Source organism: Pseudobacillus wudalianchiensis, from assembly GCF_001685015.1.
In the GTDB taxonomy this organism is placed as follows: Bacteria; Bacillota; Bacilli; order Bacillales; family Domibacillaceae; genus Pseudobacillus; species Pseudobacillus wudalianchiensis.
This window is the reverse complement of the sequence record NZ_MAYT01000027.1, coordinates 435,793-452,696: the sequence shown is the minus strand read 5'-3', so window position 1 is coordinate 452,696 and position 16,904 is coordinate 435,793. Positions and strand designations below refer to the sequence as shown.

General features: G+C 37.7%; 19 protein-coding genes. 14 read left to right on the top strand and 5 right to left on the bottom strand.

The window, feature by feature from the left end:
* Window positions 1-260: 260 nt before the first annotated feature.
* The 4 genes from A8F95_RS22630 (at window position 261) to A8F95_RS15435 (ending at window position 2,113) form a co-directional block, all read left to right on the top strand.
* Window positions 261-491 (top strand): hypothetical protein, encoded by a 231-nt coding sequence (locus tag A8F95_RS22630; RefSeq protein ID WP_176713727.1) that lies wholly within the window; start codon window positions 261-263, stop codon window positions 489-491.
* 128 nt (window positions 492-619) lie between these two features.
* Window positions 620-901: a hypothetical protein gene (locus A8F95_RS15445; protein ID WP_065411326.1), complete on the top strand. Its 282-nt coding sequence runs from the start codon at window positions 620-622 to the stop codon at window positions 899-901.
* A 272-nt stretch (window positions 902-1,173) separates the two neighbouring features.
* On the top strand, window positions 1,174-1,437 hold the full coding sequence (locus A8F95_RS15440) for a DUF1292 domain-containing protein (protein WP_049662522.1): 264 nt from the start codon (window positions 1,174-1,176) through the stop codon (window positions 1,435-1,437).
* Between the two features lie 268 nt (window positions 1,438-1,705).
* Window positions 1,706-2,113, top strand: a complete 408-nt coding sequence (locus A8F95_RS15435; protein WP_065411325.1) for a YybH family protein — start codon at window positions 1,706-1,708, stop codon at window positions 2,111-2,113.
* A 59-nt stretch (window positions 2,114-2,172) separates the two neighbouring features.
* Here the strand turns inward: A8F95_RS15435 and A8F95_RS15430 are convergent, their stop codons facing one another.
* A complete protein-coding gene (locus tag A8F95_RS15430) occupies window positions 2,173-2,700 on the bottom strand; it encodes a CPBP family intramembrane glutamic endopeptidase (RefSeq protein ID WP_245671374.1) in 528 nt (175 codons plus the stop codon).
* A 697-nt stretch (window positions 2,701-3,397) separates the two neighbouring features.
* Between A8F95_RS15430 and A8F95_RS15425 the strand changes: the two genes are divergently transcribed.
* Entirely contained in the window at window positions 3,398-3,598 is a 201-nt protein-coding gene (locus A8F95_RS15425; RefSeq protein ID WP_065411323.1) for a CDGSH iron-sulfur domain-containing protein, read from the top strand.
* Between the two features lie 59 nt (window positions 3,599-3,657).
* Here A8F95_RS15425 and A8F95_RS22155 read toward each other — a convergent pair whose 3' ends face one another.
* A complete protein-coding gene (locus A8F95_RS22155) occupies window positions 3,658-3,870 on the bottom strand; it encodes a hypothetical protein (RefSeq protein ID WP_141676282.1) in 213 nt (70 codons plus the stop codon).
* A 234-nt stretch (window positions 3,871-4,104) separates the two neighbouring features.
* On the opposite strand from A8F95_RS22155, the gene A8F95_RS15420 reads away from it, so the two are divergent.
* The 3 genes from A8F95_RS15420 to A8F95_RS15410 all read left to right on the top strand — a co-directional run bounded on the left by A8F95_RS15420 (window position 4,105) and on the right by A8F95_RS15410 (window position 7,666).
* Entirely contained in the window at window positions 4,105-4,686 is a 582-nt protein-coding gene (locus A8F95_RS15420) for a DUF4256 domain-containing protein (RefSeq protein WP_065411322.1), read from the top strand.
* A gap of 343 nt (window positions 4,687-5,029) precedes the next feature.
* Entirely contained in the window at window positions 5,030-6,421 is a 1,392-nt protein-coding gene (gene bcaP / locus A8F95_RS15415; RefSeq protein WP_065411321.1) for a branched-chain amino acid transporter BcaP, read from the top strand.
* Between the two features lie 405 nt (window positions 6,422-6,826).
* Window positions 6,827-7,666, top strand: coding sequence for a class II fructose-bisphosphate aldolase (locus tag A8F95_RS15410; RefSeq protein WP_065411320.1), 840 nt, complete (start codon window positions 6,827-6,829; stop codon window positions 7,664-7,666).
* 44 nt (window positions 7,667-7,710) lie between these two features.
* Here A8F95_RS15410 and A8F95_RS15405 read toward each other — a convergent pair whose 3' ends face one another.
* Window positions 7,711-8,331, bottom strand: a complete 621-nt coding sequence (locus A8F95_RS15405) for a GntR family transcriptional regulator (protein WP_065411319.1) — start codon at window positions 8,329-8,331, stop codon at window positions 7,711-7,713.
* 298 nt (window positions 8,332-8,629) lie between these two features.
* On the opposite strand from A8F95_RS15405, the gene garR reads away from it, so the two are divergent.
* From garR to A8F95_RS15390, 3 genes are all read left to right on the top strand, one after another.
* Window positions 8,630-9,529, top strand: a complete 900-nt coding sequence (gene garR, locus A8F95_RS15400) for a 2-hydroxy-3-oxopropionate reductase (RefSeq protein WP_065411318.1) — start codon at window positions 8,630-8,632, stop codon at window positions 9,527-9,529.
* Window positions 9,526-10,962: a four-carbon acid sugar kinase family protein gene (locus A8F95_RS15395; RefSeq protein WP_065411317.1), complete on the top strand. Its 1,437-nt coding sequence runs from the start codon at window positions 9,526-9,528 to the stop codon at window positions 10,960-10,962. The genes garR and A8F95_RS15395 overlap by 4 nt, the downstream gene beginning before the upstream one ends.
* 181 nt (window positions 10,963-11,143) lie before the next feature.
* Window positions 11,144-12,463 (top strand): gluconate:H+ symporter, encoded by a 1,320-nt coding sequence (locus A8F95_RS15390; RefSeq protein WP_065411316.1) that lies wholly within the window; start codon window positions 11,144-11,146, stop codon window positions 12,461-12,463.
* A gap of 266 nt (window positions 12,464-12,729) precedes the next feature.
* On the opposite strand, the gene A8F95_RS15380 is transcribed toward A8F95_RS15390, so the two are convergent.
* On the bottom strand, window positions 12,730-13,515 hold the full coding sequence (locus A8F95_RS15380; RefSeq protein ID WP_065411314.1) for an SDR family oxidoreductase: 786 nt from the start codon (window positions 13,513-13,515) through the stop codon (window positions 12,730-12,732).
* A gap of 216 nt (window positions 13,516-13,731) precedes the next feature.
* Window positions 13,732-14,469, bottom strand: a complete 738-nt coding sequence (locus tag A8F95_RS15375) for an SDR family NAD(P)-dependent oxidoreductase (RefSeq protein ID WP_065411313.1) — start codon at window positions 14,467-14,469, stop codon at window positions 13,732-13,734.
* A 195-nt stretch (window positions 14,470-14,664) separates the two neighbouring features.
* On the opposite strand from A8F95_RS15375, the gene A8F95_RS15370 reads away from it, so the two are divergent.
* The 3 genes from A8F95_RS15370 to A8F95_RS15365 all read left to right on the top strand — a co-directional run bounded on the left by A8F95_RS15370 (window position 14,665) and on the right by A8F95_RS15365 (window position 16,808).
* The gene (locus tag A8F95_RS15370) at window positions 14,665-15,270 is read left to right on the top strand and encodes a TetR/AcrR family transcriptional regulator (RefSeq protein WP_245671365.1); all 606 of its coding nucleotides are present in this window, start codon (window positions 14,665-14,667) and stop codon (window positions 15,268-15,270) included.
* A gap of 95 nt (window positions 15,271-15,365) precedes the next feature.
* The gene (locus tag A8F95_RS23100) at window positions 15,366-15,524 is read left to right on the top strand and encodes a nitroreductase family protein (RefSeq protein ID WP_245671364.1); all 159 of its coding nucleotides are present in this window, start codon (window positions 15,366-15,368) and stop codon (window positions 15,522-15,524) included.
* Window positions 15,525-16,226: 702 nt separating this feature from the next.
* Window positions 16,227-16,808 carry a Pycsar system effector family protein gene (locus A8F95_RS15365; protein ID WP_065411311.1) on the top strand — a complete coding sequence of 194 codons (582 nt, stop codon included), beginning with the start codon at window positions 16,227-16,229 and terminating at the stop codon, window positions 16,806-16,808.
* The last annotated feature ends 96 nt before the right edge of the window (window positions 16,809-16,904 follow it).

The following is a 16,904-nucleotide window of genomic DNA, read 5'->3' as shown; positions in this document are numbered from 1 at the left end:
AGGGTTCAAATCCCTCCTTCTCCGCCATACATAATTTAAACTAAACCCTCATTTTTCTCTATTCTGAAAAATGAGGGTTTTTATACATGGCTTACGAGATGAAAGAGAAATGGTTTTTCAGTCAGTTTGTGTCCTAAAAAGAGAATAATCAGATCTGAGTCACTAATCTGGAAAAACGCATTCCCGAGGACGAGTTTTTTCTAACTTATAAAAGGATTTTGCCAATCTATATTGAAATAAAACCATAACCACGAAAGGGGATGGTTTTTTTGGTCTTAAAGGGAATTAAAAATTTTGAGGATTTAGATGACTTTATATTTGAAAATAAAGTTGACATCCGATGCAAGGAGAGCAGTCTTTCTGTGACGTTAATAGAACCGACTGAAGAGGAGGAGGGCATTATTGCTCTTATACTAAGTGACGGATCGCAGTTAGAGCTGCCAGTCGACCAGTTGGACGATTATTTGGAAGTTGTGCCGATGGAGAAATAAAAAGCAAGGTCCCTTTTATGCAAAAGGGACTTTTTGTTGATTAGCTTGTATCAATTTCACAAAAAAGATAAATGGTAAGAGGGATATGACTCTTTTTGCCGAAGTACAAGGGAAAAGGGGTGGGTAAAATGATATTTCCAGTAACTAGAATAGATGAAGATGTAGTACAAGGTGAAGAAAAGTGTCTAATATGTAGAACAAAAATTGATTATGTAGCTGTTGTCAAGGGAGAGTGTTCCACAGAAACCTACCGTAAAATATACTTGGGCAAAGAAGTAACAGATCAAGTAATTGTATTAGAGAGCATTAGTGTAAGCGGCGGAAGAAGCCGAGCTGCTAATGTAGAAGTGAATGTTAAATGTCCAAAATGTAAGGCTATTAACAAGTTCAAAAATATATATAAGTTTTAGTAAGCGCAAGAATAGTTTGCTTTTTAAATGCTTATGATGACTAAAGTTTAGGTCAACAGATAGAGAGGAATCAGAGTATTACTTGATTAGCTATCGCCGTCACGGCTGCAGTACTTTTAGGGGTGACACTAGCCCCAAGGCCCCTCGTACGTTAATTTTTAAAATCTTCATTTTCTGCATGAATTGAGGGCTATTTGGAAATAAAATGAGTAGGGCTGCTTTTTAAAGGAAATAAGCTCAGGATCAGTTTTATAAAGGAGAGGGGTTATCGTATGGAGAACATTGAAGTAGGCGAAGTGTTTACAATTAGTGATGAAAATGACCAGGATCAAAAAGTGGAGGTGCTGGCGGAAATTAACATTGAAGGAACCCAGTATGTTGCTGTTGCTTTCGTAGAGGATCTTCAAGAAGAAACCGAAGAAGACATCGATATCTTCTTTTTAAAAGTAGACGAGGATGGAGACTTTACAGCTATAGAAAGCGATGAAGAGTTCGACAAAGTTTCAGCAGCCTTTGATGAAATCATGGAAGACTAGTGGTCTTCAGGAAACCATTTTAATTTAATAAAAAAGCTCCGTTAATAAGGACGGCTGTTTTTCAATAGTGGATTGTGGCGGAAAGCGTCCGCCTGCAGCAAAAGTCAACAACCAAGTATAACTGAGCTAATAAAGAGAAAAAAGTCGGCAGTGGTCTGTTGGCTTTTTTCTTTTTATAGCTCGGATGATAAAAATGTAGTTTAACAGCTAGTCATCATGTAAAATTTATCTAATCACTCTGTTAAAAATAGCAGAAAGGAAGTGTTTTATGAAACATGAATTAAAAGAAGTGATCAGAAAGTGTGATCTCGCCATTAAGCAGGAGGATTTTGACAAGCTAATGAATTACTATACTGAGGATGCGATTCTGGTTATAAAGCCAGGGAGGATTGCCAGAGGCAAAGAGGAAATTAAAAAAGCATTTATAGCCATTGCCCAATACTTTAACAATTCTCTTGTGCCAACACAGGGGGAAATGACTATTTTAGAAGCAGGTGATACGGCGTTAGTCATTTCCCAAACATTCCTTGATGCTGATAAACAAGAAGTTGACTATTCTATGGATAGAAGAGCAACCTACGTATTTAAGAAAAATTCACATGGAGAATGGCTTTGTGCCATCGATAACTCATATGGAACGGACTTAATAACTAACGAAGGATTGAAAACGATCTAACATGTTTGTTAAATATTATTTTATAAAAAAGTCCCGAATTCCGGGGCTTTTATTCGTCTCTATTTTAAGATGAAGCCGCTTAATACCATAAGTATATTTAACACTATATGCCATACAACAGAGGGAATAATGCTTTTCGATTTTATTGTAATCCCACCATAAAACATTCCGCCAATAGAAAATGCTATACAAACAAGCCATGGGAAACCGAGAGAATAATGTTGTAAACCAAACCCTAAGCTCGTTATAACGACTGCCCATTTTTCACCGAACTGTTCTGAAAAGCGGCTTAAAAGAGCTCCTCTCCAAATGAGTTCTTCTAATAGGGCATTTACAGTGGAAAAAACGATAGCCAGAAACCAGATTTCTCGAATAAAAGACCAGCCGTTTAGAACAACGAATGGCGTGAATATTAAAATATTTACTATTACAGCGATGAGTAGAAAGAATTTAACCTTCGCTTGATGAAAGCCTGACCAAATGAAGGGAAAATAAATGAATCCGTTCCATTCAGGCTTCCTCCAATACTTGATGAATGGAGAACGAGAAAAGAGAGCTGGTATGGCCAGTAGAGTGAGGATTATCACTAATGAAAAGCGGTTTAAAAATATGTTTAATTCTTTTGCTTCTATGTGAATAACCCAATGCGAATTTATATACAAATACATAAAGAAGCCTATGCCAAAAAGTATATTAGTAATGACGAATAGTCTTATAGACTTATTGGAACAAATAAATAAATAAATAGAACATAAGATCCATAAACAAATCAGAAAATAACTTTTAGTTTGTAGGGAAACAATAAGCAAAACAAATAAAGATAAGCAAACTGTATTCCTAACGAATGTATGACCTATATTCATCTCCTCCCTTAATTGAGTATGCATGGTTTAATTATAACTAAAGTATTTGAGAAAGATTTAAAAATTAACACTTAAATTGAAGAGATAGCGGCAGTAAAAGAGTTAGAAATGGTTTGGGAATGGTAAAGATATGGCGTTAACAATACATCGATGAGCAGGATTCCACAAACTTTTAGCAAGAACGCTCAATTACTCTCATTAGGTTATTAGGTCTTGGAGACAGCTATTATTTGGATAGTTTAGAACGAACGAAATGGATCTTTCAATAATTAACAAACCTAAACAGTGCTTATCCAAAAATACATCTACCCTCATGTTGATTTAACTGACATTAAGACAAAGATTAAATTAGTAATGCTGCATAAGAATATCAAAGAAGGGCAATAATTCAGGATGAAGAAATCTTAAGGGAGGGATAAAAATGTCCAAAGTTGTTATCAAAGTAACCGATAATGGGCCAGCTATCGTTACAGGAGATGTAGAGCTAGTGGATGGCGAAGGGAATCCGTTCAACATTGGAGAACAGTTCAAGTTGTGTCGTTGTGGTTTGTCCAATCACAAACCGTTTTGTGACGGTTCACATCGCGGTAAGTTTGAAAGCAAAGTAAGGGCCAATTCGTGAATCGGAGCCTATTCAGCCTTTCTTAAATAGGTGGTAAATTACTTTAAATTAAACAGTCATCATTCAATCGTGGAAATGTGAACAACTGATGGAAATACGTAAGAATGTCTGACCAGTATGAAGACAACGTACGATATTCCGTGCTGCAAATACATAACAAAATAAAAACGGCGTGCCAACAAGGTTGTTTGCATGCTATTTCCTGTCGTTTGAATGATATAAAGCTTCATCTTCTTATTGCGGATGGTGGCCGGTGCGCTGATACTCTCCAACTTATGGTTTTTGTATATCCTCAATTATAGAAATCTAATGTGTAAATTGGGTGTGGCTTTATAATCATTTGCAATTAAATTTAATTCAAATCCTGTATTTCGATAAATGGAATAAAGAGTAAAAGGGAATACATTTTCTTCATCGTATAATTTGTTGTAAACTGAATTTATACAGCTAGTTAAATGATTTATTGTAAGATAAATGGTTATGAATAAAAACAAGGGGAAACTAAAATGACAAAGAGAAATGAAATCGGCTATAAAGAGGAGTTGCCGCTAGAGCAGCGTGAGGAATTACTCAGAGCATTAAAAGCTCGTTTTGAAAAAAACATGCATCGTCATAAGGATATTGAATGGGTTAAAGTCCAAGAAAAGCTGGAAGTTAACAATGAAAAGCTGTGGTCGCTCCATGAAATGGAAAGAACAGGTGGCGAACCAGATGTCGTGGGCCATGATAAAAAGACGAACGAATACATTTTTTGTGATTGTTCAGTGGAAAGTCCTAAGGGGCGCAGAAGTGTTTGTTATGATCGCGAAGCGCTGGAATCAAGGAAGAAACATAAACCAGAAAATAATGCGGTTGATATGGCGGCTGCCATGGGCATTGAACTTTTAACAGAAGAACAATATCGAGCGTTGCAGACGCTTGGGAATTTCGATATGAAAACGTCGAGCTGGGTACAAACGCCTTCTGATATTAGAGAACTCGGCGGTGCACTTTTTTGTGATTATCGTTTCGGGCATGTCTTTGTCTATCACAACGGAGCAGAATCTTACTATGCCGCCAGAGGATTTCGTGGCTCGCTAAGGGTTTAAAGTTCACACGATAAAATGTAGATTTGAGAACGAATCGCATAGAGAAAGGTTTTACCAATTGGGTGCTTTTCTGGAGCAATGAACCACGTCCAATTTCTCAGTATAAAATGGAGAAATTGGACTTTTTAGTATGGTCATTTCCTTTAGGTCGCAAATCAGCACCTTCCTGATGCTTCCCATATAAATCACATCTCTTTTTTTTAGTAACTAGTCAATTGTTTAACTAATTTTTCGAAAAATATATCATAATTCGACAAAAATAATGGTAATTCGACAAAACTAGTTGACCTTTAAGAGATAATCGTATAGAATTTTTACATATTTCTAAAAATGAGGGTTCAGTATGAAAAATAAATTATTCAGGAAAAAAAATATTGAGGAATTGCTGAAAAAAAAGGGAGATGTCCAGCTGCAACAAACATTAGGAGCTTTTGATTTAATGCTGCTGGGGGTTGGTGCCATTGTCGGAACAGGTATATTTATCCTTCCTGGGACAGTAGCCGCGAACCACGCCGGACCAGCTATCATCTTTTCCTTTATTATAGCTGCTATCGTCTGTGCATTGGCAGCTATGTGTTATTCAGAGTTTTCTTCATCCGTGCCGGTAACAGGTAGTGCCTATACGTATGGATACATTGTGTTTGGAGAATTAGTCGCTTGGTTAGTTGGATGGGCTTTACTGTTAGAATACGGTTTAGCCGTTGCAGCGGTTGCAACTGGCTGGTCTGCTTATTTAAGTGCTCTGTTAGAAGGCTTTAATATTACTATTCCAAAGGCCATCTCCGGTTCTTTTAATCCAGCAGATGGAACATATGTAAATGTACCGGCTATCGCCATTATATTTGCCACTGCTTTCTTATTAACGCTTGGAATAAAAGAATCTACGAAATTTAATATGATCATGGTATTTATTAAAGTAGGGGTTATTCTTTTATTTATTGGCGTGGGTATTTTTTATGTTGAGCCTGCTAATTGGCAGCCATTTATGCCATTCGGAGTAAATGGTGTTATGAGCGGGGCAGCCCTTGTTTTCTTTGCTTATCTAGGGTTCGATGCTGTGTCGTCAGCGGCTGAGGAGGTAAAGAATCCACAACGTAATATGCCAATTGGAATTATTGGTTCATTATTTATTTGTACAATCCTTTATGTAGCTGTTTCGCTTGTTTTGACTGGGATGGTTCCATATACAAAGTTAAATGTAAGTGATCCAGTTAGCTTTGTGATGCAGTTAGTTCATCAAGATTGGATAGCTGGCGTTATTTCACTTGGTGCTGTTGTTGGGATGATGACCGTTATACTTGTTATGTCATATGGCGGGACTAGACTTCTTTACGCGTTTGGCCGCGATGGATTGCTGCCGAAAAGCATGTATGAGCTTAATAAAAAATATAAAACTCCTGTTAAAAATACGTGGGTCTTTGCAACACTTGTAGCTTTTTGTGCCGGCTTCGTCCCATTATCTAAACTAGCAGAACTAGTAAACATGGGAACGTTACTTGCATTTACAATCGTTTCAATCGGCGTTATTTATTTAAGAAAAAATAAGAGTATACCATCGAGCGGGTTTAAAGTACCATTCTTTCCAATTCTGCCAATTTGTTCATTCTTGTTATGTTTATTTTTAATTACCCAGCTCTCTATTTATACGTGGATTGCATGCGGTATTTGGTTTGTGTTTGGGTTAATCCTCTATTTTTCTTATGGTAAAAAGCATAGCGTAATGAATAAAGAATAAGAAATACACAAAGTGAGCTTACATAAACAATGTAAGCTCACTTTTTTAGATGAAGATAGAGAGAACAGTCTGTTCCATCACTTTCATTTCAATTAAAGCGCTTTTTATTAAAAGGGCCTAGAGATCGCTTTATCTACCCGTGTAACCCATCTACTCTACCCGAATTCCTCCCGTAGCCTTGTTAGTCAGCTTTCACTTCTTTTATTACTAAACCTCTTCTTACATATTCTCTAAATTGAGCAAAATTGCTGAACTAAATAATTTCGTTGTTACTTGCAGGTAAGTTCATTCAAATTGGTGTATTTAAAAAATAAATAGTAGTTAAAAATGAAAAAGTGTATACAAAATAATAGAAAATGTATACAATGATCTCGACTTAATCTACAAAGTAAGGAGAAAATAATCATGTTAGTGAATACAAAAGAAGTTTTAACACAGGCACAACAAGGACGATATGCAGTAGCCGCTTTTAATGTATATAACTTAGAAACTGCCCAAGCAGCCATCCAAGTAAGCGAACAGGAGGATACACCTGTAATTATCGCTTTAGGAGAACGTTATTTCCCTACAGTAGATGTGGAGGGGTTTTCTGCCATGGTCAAGGCAATGGCTGAAAAAGTAAAAGTACCGGTTGCACTTCATCTCGATCATGCCTACGAAAAAGAATCCATTATTCGTGCGATTCGCGCGGGCTTTACCTCCGTTATGTACGATGGCTCTAAATATGATTTGGAGCAAAATATCCATTTCACCAAAGAGATTGTGGAAATTGCCCATATGGCGGGCGTCTCTGTTGAAGCAGAAATTGGTTCTGTGGCAAGGGGGGCATTCTCAGATGAGGAAGAGGGAGATGGGACTTTAACAGATCCTCAATCAGCCGAGGCATTTGCAACTGAAACAAATGTTGACTTTTTAGCTGCGGCGATTGGTACCGTTCATGGAATGTACAAAGGAGAGCCTAAAATTGATTTAGCCCTTCTAGAAAAAATTCGTGCAGCAGTTGGGATTCCACTCGTCTTGCATGGAGGCTCTGGAACGCCAGAGGATATTTTGAAGAAAGCAATCGAATTGGGAATTTGTAAAGTAAACGTCAATACAGAAGTTTCCATGGCGGCTGTTTCCTACCTTCAAGATTACGCTGAAAAGCAGCAACAAATGGCTCATCTATCTACCATCATGGCAGAAATGCAGCAAGCAATGGAACCTGTAATGACAAAATTTGTCCGCTTGTTATCAAAAAAGTAAAAGAGCAAAATGTGCCCTCGGGAAATGCTGAGGGCACATTTTGTTTATTTACTCATTACATGGAGATAAAAGCTCAAGTCATTTTCTATATGTTTTTTCATCAAACTTTCAGCCTTTTCTTCATCTCTCGCCTTGATTGCTTTGTAAATTTCTTCATGCTCATCAATAAGATGAGGACGATTGTAGATGACAACTGTTTTTCTAAACAAATAAATAATCGCTTGCATCCGATCAATAATATCAATCATGACAGGATTATTGCTTGCTTTCACAATATCATTGTGGAAACTTTCATTGGCAAGCATGATTTCTTCTTTCGTGCCCTTTCTGCCAATCTCAACATATTCGTGCAGTTTTTCTATTTCATTTTCTTTTAAAAAGTTCGCCGCACATCGGGCCGAGTATCCTTCTAACAGGATGCGCACACTAAACATGTTTCGTAAATCCTTCTCCGTTGGACTGACTACTCTCTTATTAACGACCAGTCCTTCATATTCTAATTTTCTTATCGAATCTCTTATTGGTGTTCTGCTGACTCCAAGCTCGGCAGCAATTTTTTCTTCAACGATCTTAGTACCACTAGGAAGCTCACCATTTAAAATTTTATCGCGAAGAATTTCATAACAATGATGATACGCCGGTCGTGAGCTGTTACTTTCAAGCACAAATTCCACCCCAACTTTTCCATTCTAATTATATCCATCATACCAAATTATTTTAATGAAAGCATTCTGAAGAAAGAAGGAAAAGCTTTATGCAGTATAAGGAAGGTTTGAATGTACACAAATTTTATAAAAATGTATACAATTAAATTATTTTGGTATACAATTTAATCGTAAACAAAAATGCAAGCGGTTGCTTGCAAACTTTCAATTCCCACGCGGATGGCTCGACCAATTAGGAAAACTGTTTTCTTAAGAGGTTATCGGCTTTTTATAACATAAGTATTGGGAGGAACACAGCATGACAAAAAAGATCGGCTTTATCGGACTAGGAATAATGGGAAAACCGATGTCTTTAAATCTTATTAAAGCAGGACATATAGTAACAGTTAATGATCTGAATCAAGAGGCAGTACAAGCATTATTGGAAGCGGGTGCAACCGAAGCTCGTTCACCAAAAGAAGTAGCAGAAAACAGTGAAATCATTATTACAATGCTGCCAGCATCTCAACACGTACAATCTGTTGTTTTAGGGGAGAGTGGCATTTTAGCAGGAGCAAAAGAAGGCTCTATTATTATCGATATGAGTTCGATTACCCCAACTGTTTCGATTGAACTGGCAGAAGAAGCCGCAAAAAGAGGCGTTGGCTTCTTGGATGCACCGGTCAGCGGTGGTGAGCCTAAAGCAATTGATGGTACGTTAGCCATCATGGTCGGCGGTAAGGAAGACGTATTCGAAGCAGCAGAATCAGTTTTATTGGATATGGGAAGTGCTGTCACATTAGTTGGAGACAACGGCTGTGGCGTAACAGCCAAATTAGCGAACCAGATCATTGTAAACCTTAATATTGCTGCTATGTCAGAAGCCCTTGTATTAGCAGCAAAGGCTGGAATCGATATTGAAAAAATGTATCAAGCAATTAGGGGCGGATTAGCGGGAAGTGCGGTGCTTGATGCAAAAGTTCCGTTAATCCTTGAAAGAAATTTTGCACCAGGCGGAACCATTGCGATCAACATGAAGGATATTACGAACGTAATGGATACTGCTCATGAAATTGATGTTCCTCTTCCATTATCAAGCCATTTATTAGAAATTTTCCATGCGTTAAAAGCGGATGGAAAATTAATGGATGACCATGGCGGTATCGTTCAGTATTACGAAAAACTTGCAAATGTTGAAGTAAGGGGATCTAAGCGATGAGTTCGAACAAAAGACTAGTAGAAGAAGTTTTTAACAAGATACCTTCTGTTGATACAGGCTTTGTTAATGAGATGATTGAAAAGGAACTTAAGAACTTAAATAAAAAAATAATTGTATTAGATGATGATCCAACCGGTGTTCAAACGGTACATGGAATTTCTGTTTATACAGACTGGTCTTTGAACAGTATTGAGAAAGGCTTCCAAGAAGACAACTCGATGTTTTTTATCTTAACAAACTCACGTGGATTTACAGCTGCCGAAACAACGAAAACGCATCAAGACATTGCTGCTAATATTGTTGAAGCAGCGAAAAGAAACCATCGTGAATTTATCATTATTAGCCGGGGGGATTCAACACTAAGAGGTCATTATCCATTGGAAACTCAAGTGTTAAAAGAAACGGTTGAAGCAAGCTCCACTAATAGATTTGATGGCGAGGTCATCCTTCCTTTCTTTAAAGAAGGCGGACGCTTCACAGTTGATAATATCCACTATGTTCAATATGACGAGTACCTAGTTCCTGCAGGGGAAACAGAATTTGCAAAAGACCGCACCTTCGGCTATACCAAATCGCATTTAGGTGAATGGGCTGAAGAAAAATCAAACGGTGAATATAAAGCGGATAACATGACGTATATTTCACTCGATAGTTTGCGTTCACTAGATATTGAAACTATTGAACAGCAGCTGCTTGCAGTGAAAGATTTTAATAAAGTCATCGTGAATGCCGTTGATTATATAGACGTTAAAATTTTTACTATTGCTTTAATTAGAGCCATGAATAAAGGGAAGAATTTCATGTTCAGAAGCGCAGCTGCACTAACGAAAGTAATCGGAGGCGTAAGTGATAAAAAACTGCTCACCCGTGAGGAAATGATGAGTGAAGATACCAGCAATGGCGGATTAGTCATCATTGGCTCCCATGTTAAAAAGACGACAGAGCAGTTTGAAGAACTGAAAAAATCGGATGCCGTTGCATTTATTAAATTCAATGTTCATCTTGTGCTAGAACCTGAAAAATTCGAAAAAGAGCTTGATAGGGTAGTAGAGGCGACAAATAAGCTTATTACCGAAGGAAGAAATGTTGCCGTTTACACCACAAGAGAAAGACTAGATCTTGGAGAAGGCAAAAAAGAAGAAGAATTGAAGCTTTCTGTAAAAATTTCCGATGCTGTGACAAGTATCGTAAAACGATTAAAAGTAAGACCTTCCTATATTATCGCTAAAGGCGGTATTACTTCTAGTGATATTGGAACAAACGGTCTTGAAGTGAAAAGAGCAACGGTAGCAGGTCAAATTCGACCTGGAATTCCTGTCTGGACAACAGACAGCGAAAGTAAGTTCCCCGGAATCTCTTATGTTATCTTCCCGGGAAACGTTGGGACAAAAACAGATTTAAGAGAAGTTGTTGAAATGCTAAGTAAACAGTAATTCATAAAGGAAATAATTTTTTCAAAAAACGGTTTGGCCCTAAAGTAAGGAGTAAACACTCATTATATAGTCTTTCAGTAAGAATGATTTATCATCCAGAATTAGACGATAGAACCTGAGCAAACTCCTTACGGAAGCGGCCTCTTTTTATGAAGTCACGAAGGAAAAGAGGGAGATCGAAATGCCGATTATTTCAGTTACTTTGGGGGTTGCCCTATTACTAGTATTAATGATGGCTTTAAAGTTAAACGCTTTCGTATCATTAATTATTGTTTCGCTAGTAGTAGGAATTCTAGAGGGAATGACACCGATTGAGGCAGTCGAGTCGATTGAAGCTGGTCTAGGCGGAACACTTGGGCACCTTACTATGATCATTATCTTTGGTGCTGTTCTTGGTAAATTAATGACCGATTCAGGTGGTGCACAGCGTATCGCCACAACATTGATTAATGCCTTCGGAGAAAAAAGAGTTCAACTCGCTGCTGTTATTACAGCTGCTGTTGTTGGAATCGCTTTATTTTTTGAAACAGGGGTTGTTGTTTTAATTCCATTGGTGTTTACCATTGCTGCAGCTGCTAGAGTGCCGGTCCTATATCTTGGTATGCCGGTAATTGCTGCCCTAATTACGATGCACGGGTTTGTACCCCCGCATCCTGGCCCAACGGCGGTTGCAAATGTTTTTGGTGCGAATATTGGTTTAACCATGATTTTGGGTATCATCATTGCGATTCCTGCATTTATTCTCGCAGGTCCGGTTTATACAAAATTATTTAAAAAAGAATCTTTAGAAATCGAAATTCCAAAAGGTTTATTTAATCCTAAGAAATTTAAAGAAGAGGAGCTTCCGAATTTTGGAGTCAGTCTTTTCACAGCTCTTTTACCTGTTATTTTAATTGGGTTACAAGCAATTGTAGAAGTGTTTGCACCTGAATCATTTATTGCACCGTTAACTGACTTTATAGGGAATGCGAATATAGCCCTTCTCATCTCCGTCATTGTTGCCATCTTTACCTTTGGCTTAAATCTTGGCAAGAAAATGCCGGAAATTATGCAATCTCTTAGTGAGGCTGTAAGCGGAATCGGGATGATTCTCTTAATTATTGCAGCTGGCGGTGCGTTCAAACAAGTATTGATTGACAGCCACATTGACAAATATATTTCTGATCTCATGGCTGGCTCTACCCTTTCACCACTGCTTCTAACTTGGCTAATTGCGGCCATTCTAAGGGTTGCTGTAGGTTCAGCAACAGTAGCAGGTATGACAGCCGCTGGTATTGCTGCACCTCTTGTTGCTTCAACGGGTGCAAGCCCCGAGTTAATGGTATTAGCCGCTGGTGCGGGAAGCGTTACCTTCTCACACGTGAATGATGCAGGTTTCTGGATTTACAAAGAATACTTCAATCTAACAATTGGAAAAACAATCAAAACATGGTCAATCATGGTAACGATTATTTCTTTAGTTGGGCTTGCTGGTGTCCTCATCCTGGATCTGTTTATGTAATTTCTCAAAAGGCACTGTTCTTCGGAACAATGCTTTTTTTTCATAAAACGTATCATTTATATGGCTTCACTATAGAAGTGACTGTTTCATACGAATTGAAGCCCAGCATAGAATGCATACGTTTTTCTTCTTTTAACTTTTCATGCTGCACGGTAGGGTTCTTGTCTATTGGGATCACAAGAAGCGTTAAAACAAGAAAAGGCCGCAAAGCTTTCTTGAAAAAGCGCTTTGCAGCCTTAGAATTTCTTGTTTTACTTGAATAAATCTTAATATTTATAAGATTGCCCACCATCGATTGGAATAACAGTTGCGTTGATGAAGCTAGATTGATCAGACAGCAGGAAGGCTACTAAATAACCTACTTCTTCTGGTTTGCCGAAACGTTTCATTGGATTGGGCTCCACAAATTGTTTTCCTACCTCTTCCCAGTTGTCTGGATCCATTTGTTTTAATGATCCTTCGACCATGGGTGTCATGATGGCGCCTGGTGCAATGGCATTGATGTTGATGCCATATTGACCATATTCGATTCCAGAGTTTCTTGTTAGCCCGACCACGCCATGCTTGCTAGCTGCATAACCGGATTGGTTTCCTACCCCACGAATACCGCCAACAGAAGCAGTATTAACAATAGAGCCAAAACCTTGTTCTTTCATGACTTTCAATACGTATTTCAAACCATAGAACACACCATTTAAGTTGACATTAACTACTTTTTGGAATTCTTCAATACCAAAATTCTCTGTTAGGTCTTGTTTTCCTTCAATTCCTGCATTGTTGAAGAAACCATCAATTTTTCCGAATTTCTCAACTGTTTCATTTACATAGTTTTCAACTGCTTTTTCATCTGCCACATTCGCAGTGATAAGCAACACCTCTGCATTTGGTGCAACTTCTAACACTTTATTTTTTGTTTCCTCTAATGAGGCAGCGTTTAAATCAACGAGTGAAAGCTTTGCTCCTTCTTTTGCTGCTTGTAGGGCAGAGGCTTGACCTAAACCAGATCCAGCACCTGTAATCAATATCACTTTCTCATCAAAACGATTGCTCATTGAACATTTCCTCCTTTATTCTTTCGTAGGAAGCGATGAATAACCTACGTTTAAATCTCCTCTTGAATGACCTTTATTTAAATTATCTCCAATTAAGTATGTAAAACGATGTAAATCAACAGATCTCGGGTAATATAGATGATCCAGTAAGGTTAGAATCATAAAAAAGCAGTTCACTTTTTTCAATGCGAAACAAAAGGTTGGTTTCCCAATGGATTATTGAGCTGTATACCCGCCATCAACTATTAAGCTGTTGCCAGTCATGAATGAAGAATCATCAGAAGCTAAGAACAGGACCGCTTTTGCCATTTCTTCTGCTTTACCAAGACGTTTTAGCGGTGTGGCTGCAGCTAAAGCTTGTTTGCTTTCTTCCGGAATAATAGGTGTATCAATAAAGCCTGGACACAATGCATTAATACGTATGTTTTGTTCTGCATATTCAAGTGCAAGTGAGCGAGTTAAGTTAATCACGCCGCCTTTTGCTGCGTTATAGGCTGCTGAACCAGGTGACCCAACCCAACCGTACATAGAAGCTGTATTCACAATCGTACCGCCATCTGTTTTTAACATTTCGCGGATGGCTTCACGTGCTACTAAGAAGACGCCATCTAAGTCAACATTTACGGTATTGCGCCATTCTGAGTACTCTAAATCATGTGAAGGATGGACCCGGCCAATACCAGCATTGTTGAAGACAATATCTACTTTTCCGAACATTTCAATGGTTTGTTTAAATATATTTGCGACCTCTTCTTCATTTGTAATATTTGCTTTTACAAAAAGGGCTTCAGCGTTCAGGGCTTTCAACTCTTTCTCAAAAGCTTTCCCTTTTTCCTCATTTAAATCAACAAGAACCACTTTGGCTCCTTCTGATACGAATAAACGCGCTGTTGCTGCTCCAATACCAGATGCTCCACCAGTAATCACAGCTACTTTGCCTTGTAATTTTCCCATTCTAAGCCCTCCTAGTATTAAGATTTTCTTGTCACATTCAAGAGAAAAGTGTTAGACAGGTTTATTGTCTGTACTATTTTGTTTACAATTTAATTGTACTATCCTGTGTATATTTAACAATCATTAAGATCCTATAAGGTGTCTACTAGTTAGACACTTATGGTGAATCTGTCTATTTTGAGAGGAGGCTTTTTTTTGAAGAGTGAACAAATTCCAGCATCTCAACGACAAAATCGAACAAAAGAACATTTAAAGCAGGCATTGATTGAACTCGTAAAGGAAAAAGGCTACCATTCCGTTACTGTCAAAAACATTGTCGATTATGCCTCTTATAATCGCAGTACTTTTTATACCCATTACCTAGATAAAAATGAATTAGCTGGAGATTTGCTTGTTTCTATGCTTCGAGGGTTAGAAGTTTCAGTAGGCAGACCGTATGTACCTGGCCACAAAGTTTACACTGCTAAGCTAGATGCACCATCTTTTAATATCGTTTCTTATATCTATAAAAATCGGAATTTTTTTGAACTGATTAACTACGATGACACATTACCAGGCTTACATACAGGATTTCCTCAAACGATCTTAAAAATTTATGAGGAACAATTTATTTTCGAAACAATCAACAATACCCCAGTCAATATGGATTACTTTAAACGATATACAGCCTATGGCTTTTACGGACTTCTCCAGAATTGGATCCAAAGCGGCTTTAGGGAAACCCAAGAGAAATTTATTGAAGAGGCCATTGATCTAACGAAAACACATATTTACTCATTTAAGTATATTGGACAGAACTAAGTAAGAGCTAAAGTTGAAAGGGAAAAAGAAAAGGAACGCTTCAAAATGGGAATGAAAAATACAGAGAAATTGTCGTTCATGTAAATGTAATTGGGATGGCAATGGGGGGACGCCCGTCTATAAGCAAATATTGGTTGCAGGATGCATCTATTGCATCTGCATTTATATGGCTAGCTGCCGAAGAGGAGGGGCTAGGCGGGGCGTTTGGCGCTATTTATCACTCTGAAGACGCAGAGGGGATCCGAAAGGCGTGAATGTTACGTACGACAGGCCCTCCATATTCCTGGTGACTGCCGTATTGTTACAGTAATAGGGATAGGAGAAATAGATGAGAAGCCGAAACCAAAGAAACATCTGCCTTTTGAAGAGATGGTGCATACAGACTCTTTTGGCTCTCGTTCTTAAAAGCAGAAAATATAGAATAGATTATGCCAGATAGGCCTTGTGGGGAAAAGACTTGGCAAGGCTTTTTTCGAGTGGGGAATTTGCCGGGTAGATTGTTTGATTTTTTACTATTTATTTAAAAATTTTCATTTTTTTGTTATATCTATTTATTTTGCGCTAATAATGACAAGTAAAATAAATGTTAATAAGCATAAATGAAGAATAAAGGGCTAAATGTTTATAGTATTCGCTTAGAAAGAGGGAGAGATGAAAATAAAAAGTAATTTTCGATGTCAACTTGGCGGAATAAAAGATGGAACTGTATAAAATTCAACCAATGGCTGCTTTGCTGGTCAGGAAGTAAGAGGTTGATCCCTATTGATTACGATGAATAAGGATCAACCTCTATTTTTATGCCTTTTTACAATATCGCGCCCAGCACCTTATCCTCTCACAGAAGTGATGACTTTATAGTCCAAATTATGAGGCAGTCACCATTTTAAATGTTAAGAATAATTTAAATGTATCACTTTATATTTAATTTGTTAAAGTATAAAGGAGAGTCGTTACGTATGGGAGAGAATAAGAAAGAAGAGAGTCTATGCCAGGCGCTTGAGCGTATAAACTTTTGGCTAGGAACGATCGATACAAAAATTACTTTCGTCATTAGTTTTACCGGCGTTTTCTTAGGATTGATCTTTGCTAGTGATACGATAATGAAAACTATACAAGTATGCCTAGAACAATTAAAGCTGTTTCAGCTAGAAGGCAGTCAATACCTCTTGCCGTTAATTTTCTTACTTCTGTTTATCAGTTCGATATTTTTCTTTAGCAGGGCCATTTACTCCTTTTTTTACGCTTTAAAGGGACGTATCGATCCAAATATATATCGTCAACTAGGAGTGGAGCCTCAGTCAGTGCCGTTTTGGGGAGCCGTTGCTAAATTAGATAATCATGTGGTGTTTAAATACAAAATCAATAACCTATCCGAGGAAGAATTGTTAAATGATTTAAGTTTGCAGATTTATGTCAATTCGATCATTTGTGCAAAGAAGTTTGAGCTTTATAACAAAGGCATCAATCAACTAATCATCGGAATTATGCTATTTGTTACTTTTAAAGTTATCTCTTTATTACCTAACTTGGTTTATTGAGTCATATGGAAAGACAGAAAAGAAGGGAAACATCTACTTCTAAAAAGATAAGTGTGGAAATGGTTGAGCTCCTTAATGCGGTTACACTAATAGCTC

What these genes read in the sequence shown, in the direction of transcription:
- A8F95_RS15420 (WP_065411322.1), top strand. Translation starts at nt 4,105, where the DNA reads ATGACAAAGAGAAATGAAATCGGCTATAAAGAGGAGTTGCCGCTAGAG.
- A8F95_RS22630 (WP_176713727.1), top strand. Translation starts at nt 261, where the DNA reads ATGGTTTTTTTGGTCTTAAAGGGAATTAAAAATTTTGAGGATTTAGAT.
- A8F95_RS15435 (WP_065411325.1), top strand. Translation starts at nt 1,706, where the DNA reads ATGAAACATGAATTAAAAGAAGTGATCAGAAAGTGTGATCTCGCCATT.
- A8F95_RS15440 (WP_049662522.1), top strand. Translation starts at nt 1,174, where the DNA reads ATGGAGAACATTGAAGTAGGCGAAGTGTTTACAATTAGTGATGAAAAT.
- A8F95_RS15380 (WP_065411314.1), bottom strand. Translation starts at nt 13,515, where the DNA reads ATGAGCAATCGTTTTGATGAGAAAGTGATATTGATTACAGGTGCTGGA.
- A8F95_RS15365 (WP_065411311.1), top strand. Translation starts at nt 16,227, where the DNA reads ATGGGAGAGAATAAGAAAGAAGAGAGTCTATGCCAGGCGCTTGAGCGT.
- A8F95_RS15445 (WP_065411326.1), top strand. Translation starts at nt 620, where the DNA reads ATGATATTTCCAGTAACTAGAATAGATGAAGATGTAGTACAAGGTGAA.
- A8F95_RS15425 (WP_065411323.1), top strand. Translation starts at nt 3,398, where the DNA reads ATGTCCAAAGTTGTTATCAAAGTAACCGATAATGGGCCAGCTATCGTT.
- garR (WP_065411318.1), top strand. Translation starts at nt 8,630, where the DNA reads ATGACAAAAAAGATCGGCTTTATCGGACTAGGAATAATGGGAAAACCG.
- A8F95_RS23100 (WP_245671364.1), top strand. Translation starts at nt 15,366, where the DNA reads ATGGCAATGGGGGGACGCCCGTCTATAAGCAAATATTGGTTGCAGGAT.
- A8F95_RS15390 (WP_065411316.1), top strand. Translation starts at nt 11,144, where the DNA reads ATGCCGATTATTTCAGTTACTTTGGGGGTTGCCCTATTACTAGTATTA.
- A8F95_RS15375 (WP_065411313.1), bottom strand. Translation starts at nt 14,469, where the DNA reads ATGGGAAAATTACAAGGCAAAGTAGCTGTGATTACTGGTGGAGCATCT.
- A8F95_RS15395 (WP_065411317.1), top strand. Translation starts at nt 9,526, where the DNA reads ATGAGTTCGAACAAAAGACTAGTAGAAGAAGTTTTTAACAAGATACCT.
- bcaP (WP_065411321.1), top strand. Translation starts at nt 5,030, where the DNA reads ATGAAAAATAAATTATTCAGGAAAAAAAATATTGAGGAATTGCTGAAA.
- A8F95_RS15410 (WP_065411320.1), top strand. Translation starts at nt 6,827, where the DNA reads ATGTTAGTGAATACAAAAGAAGTTTTAACACAGGCACAACAAGGACGA.